The organism is Alteraurantiacibacter buctensis (genome assembly GCF_009827655.1).
GTDB classification, from domain to species: Bacteria; Pseudomonadota; Alphaproteobacteria; order Sphingomonadales; family Sphingomonadaceae; genus Alteraurantiacibacter; species Alteraurantiacibacter buctensis.
Genome location: NZ_WTYV01000014.1, coordinates 1 through 7,261, shown reverse-complemented (window position 1 = coordinate 7,261; position 7,261 = coordinate 1). Strand labels below are relative to the sequence as shown.

The window sequence follows — 7,261 nt, the reverse complement described above, 5'->3', positions numbered from 1 at the left end:
TCGAAGCCGCCGCTCTTGCGCCCGATCCCGCGCGGAGACCGGCCGTTGAACAGCACCAGCAGCTCGTTGTAGTCGAATTGCTTGTTGTGGCTGCGCTTGTCGTCGTCGCGCCCGCTCTCGATCAGGCCGATGGGCAGGTTGGCCACCTTCACGAACGAACGGGAGAGGAAGGCCCGGGTGCCCTTGTTCGGGTCGAAGCCTTCATACCCAGTGCGGCCGAGCAGCTTCCACATAAACTCGACCAGGGTGGTCTTGCCGGAGCCGGGCTGGCCGGTGATCTCGAGGAAGCCGAGCGACTTGTGTTGCTCGCGGATCTGCACGGCGAACAGCGACATCGAGAAGAACGCCAGGGCGATCAGGCCCTTCGGCCCGTAGGCAGTCCACAGATCGTCGAGCCAGTCGAACTTGATTCGGTCGGGGTCGTAATCGATCTCGAGCATCCGCTCGGCGCTGCGCAGTTTCACCGCGTGCTTGCCGATGTCGAAATAATTCTCGGCGTTGACGCTGATCAGGCGGCCCTGGTGGACCGCTATGTCACCCAGCAACCAAGCCTTGTGGCGCTGCGAGAAGCCGGTGAAGGGGATCGGCTCGACCTTCTTCAGATCGCGCGTCTGGTTGCGGATGATCCGGTCCAGCTGCTCACCGGTGCCAGACCACATGCCGGCGAAGGCCAGCAGCCGCTTCTTGAACTCGCCCGAATTGGCACAGGCGGAAGCGCTGAAGCGCGCCTTGACCGTCTCCTGCCGGTTGGGAAAGTCAATCTGCAGGTAGTAGTGGGTCTCGTCCTCGATCTCGTCCCGCTCGCGGTAGAGGATGCGGAAGGCGCAGTTGCAGATCTCGTGGACGTTGATCTGCCGCCCGTCGTTCTCGTCGTACTTGATCGAGCACCACCACAGGCGGTTGCCGTGGCGGAAGTCGAAGGCGCTGATCGAGCGGGCCTGGGCTTCGGCCCGATCGACGATCAGCTTGGCTTTCTCGCGCGGCGTGGCGGCGATGGTGATCGCACCGTTGTGCAGGTATTCCGCGATCTTGTGATCGGAAAGGGGGGCGTCCTGCGCCTCGCCGTTCCAGCTCTGGTGCCGCAGCAGCAGGTCGTTCCAGTCGAGCTTGGTCCCTTCGCCGTCTGGCCGCACCTGGGCGCAGACCGCGTCCCAGCCTTCGCGGCGGGCACGCTCGATATGCTTGCGGCTATAGCAGACACCGGCGGTGCCGACATCGAAGGCAAAGACCAGGCGCGGCCGATCGCGCCGCTTGATCGCGGCGATGGCCTGCAGCAGCTGGTCGAGGAACTTGTCGGGATAGGGGCCGGTCGACATGTTCGACACGGCGGCGAGGTGTGCTCCCTGGGTGAGGGCCACAGCATCGAAGATGCCCTCGGTGATCCAGATATCGTCAGCCTGGGCCAGCGTCTCGAAGGAGGTGTGGTTGGGCAGCCAGCAGTGGCCGCCCCATGTTCCGCCCTTCCTGAAGTGGGCCTTCTTGGCGAAGCGGCCCGGGCGATCGATGATGCGTTCCCAATAGGAATCGCCGATTGGGAAGCGCACGGTGGCGCCGGTCTGGCCGCTGTCGAAGTCCTTGTAGAGTTCCTGCGAATAGGTGCCGCGCAGCAGGCGCAGATCCAGCCCGCGCTCGAACTGCAGGTAGGCATCGGCGGCGGCGTTGGGATCAGCCTCGGTCTGCTTGAAACGTTCGGACCAGTTTTCGAACAACTCTGGCAGCAGGTTGCGGACGGTGTCTTCCCACCCGCAGCGATCGGCGCGGCTGCACTTGACCACGCGCGGATCCTTGGCCGCGCAGTAAACCTCGTGCCGGCCGCACTGCGGGCACTTGCCCTCCTGCAGCCAAGTGCCCTTCGCCTTGCGAAACGAAAACTGGCGCTTCAGGCCTTCAATGATCTGGGTTTCGAGGCTCACCGGGCGGTCGCCCTATCGCCTGCGGCTGCTTGAGGGCGGCGGCCCACTCCGGCGTGCTGCCCAAGGTTGACCGGGCCCATGTAGGCGCGCGGCGGGCCCTCGGCGTCACCATCGCCGCAGGCCTGGCACCATTGCCGCCAGCCAATGCTGTTGGTGAAGGTCCAGAAGAGCCTGGTGGTGTGGGTGAGGCAGCGCCGGCATTGCGGCGGGCCTGATTGAGCAACTGGCAAAACTTCCCCCTTGGCCGCAGCGCGGCCATTTTCGATCCCGTGGTTGGCAATGGTTGGCGGTGTGATCGTTCCGGCGGTCAGCCGGTGTCGAACATGCTGATCTGATCCGCGTCGTTCGCGCCGCGCGGCGGTGGCAGAATGTGGGTCACCTGATCACGCGGGCAGACCGGCAGGTCCAGATCCGGCCGGTCCAGGTTGCCCGCCACCAGCGTGTGGACGAAGGCCAGCTCCATCTTGAACACGTGGCCGCAACCCGAATTGGTGCAGTGGCAGATCAGGTGCTTGACCTTCTCGGTCAGCTGTTCGCTGTCGCGGATGAAGGCAGGTGCCTCGCACTTGGGGCAGGCCACCAGCGCGTGGTTGGAGTTGCGGCCACCGCTGTGCAGGCGGAATTGCAGCGGCGCATAGGCCAGCGGCTGTGCGCGCATCGTTCCTTCGCCGCTCATTGTCCGTCTCCTGCGATGGCTTCCAGTTCGGCCAGCATCTGGTTGGTGAGTTCAAAACTGGTGCGGAACAGCGGGATCAGCGCGGCGGCTTCGTTCGCATCGACGCGGCCATCGGCGAGGGCATGCAGGATCTGCTGTTCGCAGTCTCCCCGCGCCCGGGCATGTTGGGAAAGCAGCTCCATCAGTGCTGCTCGATCGGATGGCACCTGTGGGCGCTTGACCAGGGTGAAGCCCTGCCGCGCGGCCAGATAGGTGGTGACCACCGGATGGCCGGGCGTGCCGTGGGTAACGCTCTCGAGCCGCTCGATCACGCGCAGCGGCATGGAATCCTTCTCGGCGATGGAGCCATAGCGGGAGAGGTGGCTGGTGGAGAGGCCGGTTTCCTCCGCGCAGGCTTCCAGCCCGCCGGCGGCTTCCACCAGCTCACGCGCGCGGCGGGCCTGGCGCTGTTCCTCGCGGGGCAGCGGGTTCATGCCCGACCTCCGCGGATCTGGCTGACTTCCACCGCATTCGCAGAGTGCAATGCACGGCAGGGGCTACCACCCTTCCGTGGCCGGGGCTCCGCTTGATCCCGCAGGTGCGGTGGCTTCGCAGCCGTGTCAGTCGTCGGCTGATGGGGTCCCCCCGGCTCATCATGAGGGGAACGATCGAGGGTTTTTCCCGCTGACCGCGCAGGCTGCCGGATGGCAATACGTTCGCGGGGCAGAGCGTGTCCCGTCTGGCAGGGGAAAACGGAAAGATGGGTGGGGGGCGACATCGGTCAGGCAGCCTTGCTGGCGCTGGTTGCACCGGCGGCCATTTGCTGGCGGGCGGCAATCTGGCGATCGATGCCGCAGAAGCGGTCACCCACGTGGTGATCAGTCATCTCCTCGCGCGGGTAGATGTCGGGGCGCAAGTCGTGGCGGGAGACGCCGGTGGCGGCTTCGACGCGCAGGACGTACTCGGCGGGCACTTGCTTCGACTGGTTCAGCCAGCGCCAAACAGTGGGCTGCGTGACCCCGAGTTCATTGGCCATAGCCTGTTGAGAGCTAAACGCCTTGAGAGAGCGCTGAAGAGCTTCGAACCTTGTCATACGCTGACGTATATACATGAGCGTATAATCGTCAACGGAAAAGTTGGGTGATGTATAATACGCTTGCGTATAATCTCGCCGATATGCGGGAGATCCAGCCTGATCGCGTGAAGCTGCTGATGGATGCCGCGAGGATCAATCAGTCGAAGCTTGCTGAACTCGTTGGGGTCAAGCAGCCATCGATCGGTCGCATCTTGAGCGGCGAAACGAAAACATCGCGGCACATTCACCGGATCGCTGAAGTCTTGGGCACGACACCCTATTACCTCTTTGGTGAGACGGAAGATTCTGGGCGGATCGAGTTCGTTGGCTCCATGGAGGACCTCCGACAGTTTGTGGCCGATATTGATGCAGCTGGTGCGAATCCGGCACAAGCTGCGGGCCATTCATCCATTTCGAGAACCCCAAACTCGGATTTGGTAGAGATCGATTATGTCGAGATCGGCTTCGGCATGGGCGGCGGGTTCATCGAGGAAAGCGGTGAGATCGAGAAGCGGTCCTTCTCCCGTGCCTGGCTGCGTGAATTCACCGATGCCCCGCCTGAACTGCTCGCTTGGGCAAAGGGTGACGGCGATTCGATGGAGCCGACGATCCGCGATGGCGAGGTAGTGCTGATCGACCGGCGCTTCACCCAGCCTGGGCCCAACGATCAGATCTGGGCGATAACGGTGGGCGACTTCGGCATGATCAAGCGCCTGCGCGCCCGGCCCGATGGCGCCGTCGAAATCCACAGCGATAATCCGTTGGTGCAAATGCAGACCGCGGTCGATGGCGAGCTGCACGTGATCGGCCGGGTGCGCGCCGTGATCAGGCGGGTTTAGGGGGCAGAGAGTGGAAAGCGAACCGACTTCGGGATTGCCAGCGCCCGTCAATCAGGCCCTCGAGAAGGTTCCTTTGGGATGGAAAACAAAGGCCACAAAGGCGCTCTTGAAGGTGGTAGGACACGGCTACCTTCCAGAGAAAGCTGCTCAGATTTCGCAGCGGCTTACGGAAGCGGAAGCCAAGCGCACCTTTGCGATTGAATTGGCGAGGCTGGCGGCAATCCAGGCGGCTGCTGACCCCGATCTGATGCAGCGGACCATGTCGCGCCTATCTTCTGATGAAGCTGCCAGGCAGGCCAATATCGAGCAGACCACTGTGAAGGCGGCGGCTCAACTTGAAGCGATGGATCTGACCGATGACATGATCGTGTCCGAGGACATTGGTGATGACTGGAGACGCAAGTTCACCAGCTACGTCGGAGATGTTTCAGACGATGAGATGCAGGCCGTGTGGGCGCGGCTGTTGGCCGGCGAGATCGTCAAACCCAACAGCTTTGGGTTTCGCACTCTTCGTGTCTTGTCCGAGCTCGACAGCGAAACAGCCAAGCTCTTTGCAGAGTATGGGAACCTTCGACTTCGAGACGACACGATTTTCGCACTGAAAGAAAACTGGAAATCCGGGGCAAAGTTTCGGCAACTTGCGAGGCTGGCCGACGCTGGGTTGATCGAGCCTGACCCGAACATTTCCAGGATTCTCAAGCGCGTCGAGAACCGGGTTTGGGTCATGGGCAAAACCTATTCGGGTTACCTGTACACCGATGTCGGGCCCGATGAAGCGCATATCACCATACGAACTTTGACGAGAGCTGGGTCCGAACTAGCGAGCCTTTTGCCCTACGATAATGAACCCGAAATGGTTCGGTCCGTGCTGCAGGAAGCAAAGTCGTTGTGGCCGAATAGCTCGTTCGCGTTATTAGGCCCAGCAAAATGGGTTGACGATACCTGCACTCTCCAAAGCTGGACTTTCTTGTGGGGCGGACAGGAGGATTTCTTGCGTAGCTTGGGTGTTGTTTGATGAGCCGCGAATGAGGGAAAGCGCGATCGGAGGGGCCAAGAACCTTGCCCTTGTCGCCCTCATCACCGTGCTGCTCGCGGCGTTGGGCGGATACGGGCTATATGAGCATCGGGCTTACGAGAACGCCGCAGCCGAGGCCCAGCGCGACCGCATAGAGCGCGCCAGCCAGCAGGTAGCCGATGCCTGTTCCCTCGTGCCCGTCCCGGATCTGGCAAAATGCATATCCGAAGGATCCGCCCGAAATAGCCGCGAAGAGGACGAGCGCCAGCGCGATGAGCATGATCTAATCGCCCAACAGCAGATGGCCCTGTGGGCCGAGATTATGGGGTTGACTGCCCTGTTGGGCATGGGCGTCAGCGTGGCAGGCGCATACTTGGTCTGGCGCACGTTCAGCGAAACCAGACGACAGGTGACGATCGCACAAGAAAATCTCGAACTCATGTACGACGCGGAACGGGCAATCCTTCACGCTGTCAGCGGTACGACTGCCAGCCTCGAAGACGGCGCGTACGAATATGCTGCGATCTATATAGCTAACAAGGGACGATCTCCGGGCAGGCTGATCGAGGTCGGGGCTGATCATCCGCAAGGCGTTGACGTGCCAAATAATTCCGCCCGCTGGACTGTTATTCCACCAGGTGAGCAGGAGGCCGTCGTCATGTTCGTGCTTCCTCCGCGCAACGCGGTATTGAGCGCGAACTGCTGGATCAGATATCGGTCGATCGGGCCGAGAATTTACACCAGCCACTTCAAGGTTAGAGTGTCCTTTCTCGATCAGCCACACGGATCGGGACTGGTATTCATGGGCGGATGGTCGATCGAAGTGATAGACACTCAGGGGCATCCCGATGACACCTAGCGGCAGCCAATTCCAGTCGGACAAGATGTTCATTGGGCCGCCCCCTCAAGCTCGATCCTTTGGGTCAACCCGCCCGGGCCATAGCTGGTCTCCACGCTGTCGACTGACCAGGCGATGCCGCCGATCGTGCTGTTCCATCCTTGCAGGGTCACCCGCATCTCCGGTTGCAGCTCGGGGTCTGCCACGGCCAGCGCGTAACTGAATTTCCACGCGGAGCGGGCATCACGAGACAAGGCTGCCTCTGCCGCCTGGCGCGCTTCGTCCTGGGTGGCGTAGACGCGCGGCAGGCGGCGGCGATTGCGGCTACTGCCCACGCTGACCGTCCTGCGGCGACCGGCTTCGGCATCGTGCCATTGGGCCTGCACCCCGTCGCTGGTGTCCCGATCCGCGCTGGTGAATGTCCACTGGTTGCCGTGCTGGCGGGTGATGACCGCGGAACCCAGAGGTGTGCCGCTGGCGCTGGCACCGCCACCTGCCGGCAGGAACAGCAGCACGCCGCCCTTCCAGGTGGCCACCGCGTCATAGCGGCGGCCCAGATCGCGCACGAAGGCCATGTCGCTCTTGCCCTCTTGCTCAATCGCGATGATCGGCCGGTTGGCCAGGGCGCTTTCCACGCGAGCGCTGCCGCCGTGATCGCTGGCGATCTGGCCCAGTACGCTGCCCAGCGTGGTATCGGTCCAGCTGCGCGTGCGCCGTCGCCGATAGCCGCGCGCCAGATCTGCGCTGCGGGCAGTGATGGTGATCTGGTCTGGCGGCCCGGAAGCACTCACCTCGTCCACCACATAGCTGCCCTTGTCGACCAGGCCGGGCAGTGCATCTTCCCCGCCTACGCGCCAGCCCAGCGCCAGCGATAGCCGTCGGCCACTGCCGGGCATGGCCAGCAGGCCATCGGCGTTCTGCAGCGT

The 7,261-nt window shown here is 62.8% G+C and carries 8 protein-coding genes; 3 read left to right on the top strand and 5 right to left on the bottom strand.

Going from position 1 to position 7,261, the window contains the following annotated elements:
- The 4 genes from GRI99_RS18215 to GRI99_RS18200 all read right to left on the bottom strand — a co-directional run.
- A partial coding sequence (locus tag GRI99_RS18215) for a toprim domain-containing protein (RefSeq protein WP_160773493.1) occupies positions 1-1,913 on the bottom strand: 1,913 nt, incomplete at its 3' end.
- Between the two features lie 307 nt (positions 1,914-2,220).
- On the bottom strand, positions 2,221-2,589 hold the full coding sequence (locus GRI99_RS18210) for an Ogr/Delta-like zinc finger protein (RefSeq protein ID WP_160773492.1): 369 nt from the start codon (positions 2,587-2,589) through the stop codon (positions 2,221-2,223).
- Complete coding sequence (locus tag GRI99_RS18205; protein WP_160773491.1) at positions 2,586-3,062, bottom strand: phage regulatory CII family protein; 477 nt, start codon at positions 3,060-3,062, stop codon at positions 2,586-2,588. The genes GRI99_RS18210 and GRI99_RS18205 overlap by 4 nt, the downstream gene beginning before the upstream one ends.
- Before the next feature lie 287 nt (positions 3,063-3,349).
- Positions 3,350-3,661, bottom strand: coding sequence for a transcriptional regulator (locus GRI99_RS18200; RefSeq protein WP_160773490.1), 312 nt, complete (start codon positions 3,659-3,661; stop codon positions 3,350-3,352).
- A gap of 50 nt (positions 3,662-3,711) precedes the next feature.
- Between GRI99_RS18200 and GRI99_RS18195 the strand changes: the two genes are divergently transcribed.
- Genes GRI99_RS18195 through GRI99_RS18185 form a run of 3 tightly spaced genes read left to right on the top strand, consistent with a single transcriptional unit; the run spans position 3,712 to position 6,356 of the window.
- Complete coding sequence (locus GRI99_RS18195; RefSeq protein ID WP_160773489.1) at positions 3,712-4,482, top strand: XRE family transcriptional regulator; 771 nt, start codon at positions 3,712-3,714, stop codon at positions 4,480-4,482.
- Positions 4,483-4,492: 10 nt separating this feature from the next.
- Positions 4,493-5,497 carry a DUF2806 domain-containing protein gene (locus tag GRI99_RS18190; protein ID WP_160773488.1) on the top strand — a complete coding sequence of 335 codons (1,005 nt, stop codon included), beginning with the start codon at positions 4,493-4,495 and terminating at the stop codon, positions 5,495-5,497.
- 10 nt (positions 5,498-5,507) lie between these two features.
- Complete coding sequence (locus GRI99_RS18185; RefSeq protein ID WP_160773487.1) at positions 5,508-6,356, top strand: hypothetical protein; 849 nt, start codon at positions 5,508-5,510, stop codon at positions 6,354-6,356.
- 29 nt (positions 6,357-6,385) lie between these two features.
- Here GRI99_RS18185 and GRI99_RS18180 read toward each other — a convergent pair.
- A partial coding sequence (locus GRI99_RS18180) for a contractile injection system protein, VgrG/Pvc8 family (RefSeq protein WP_160773486.1) occupies positions 6,386-7,261 on the bottom strand: 876 nt, incomplete at its 5' end.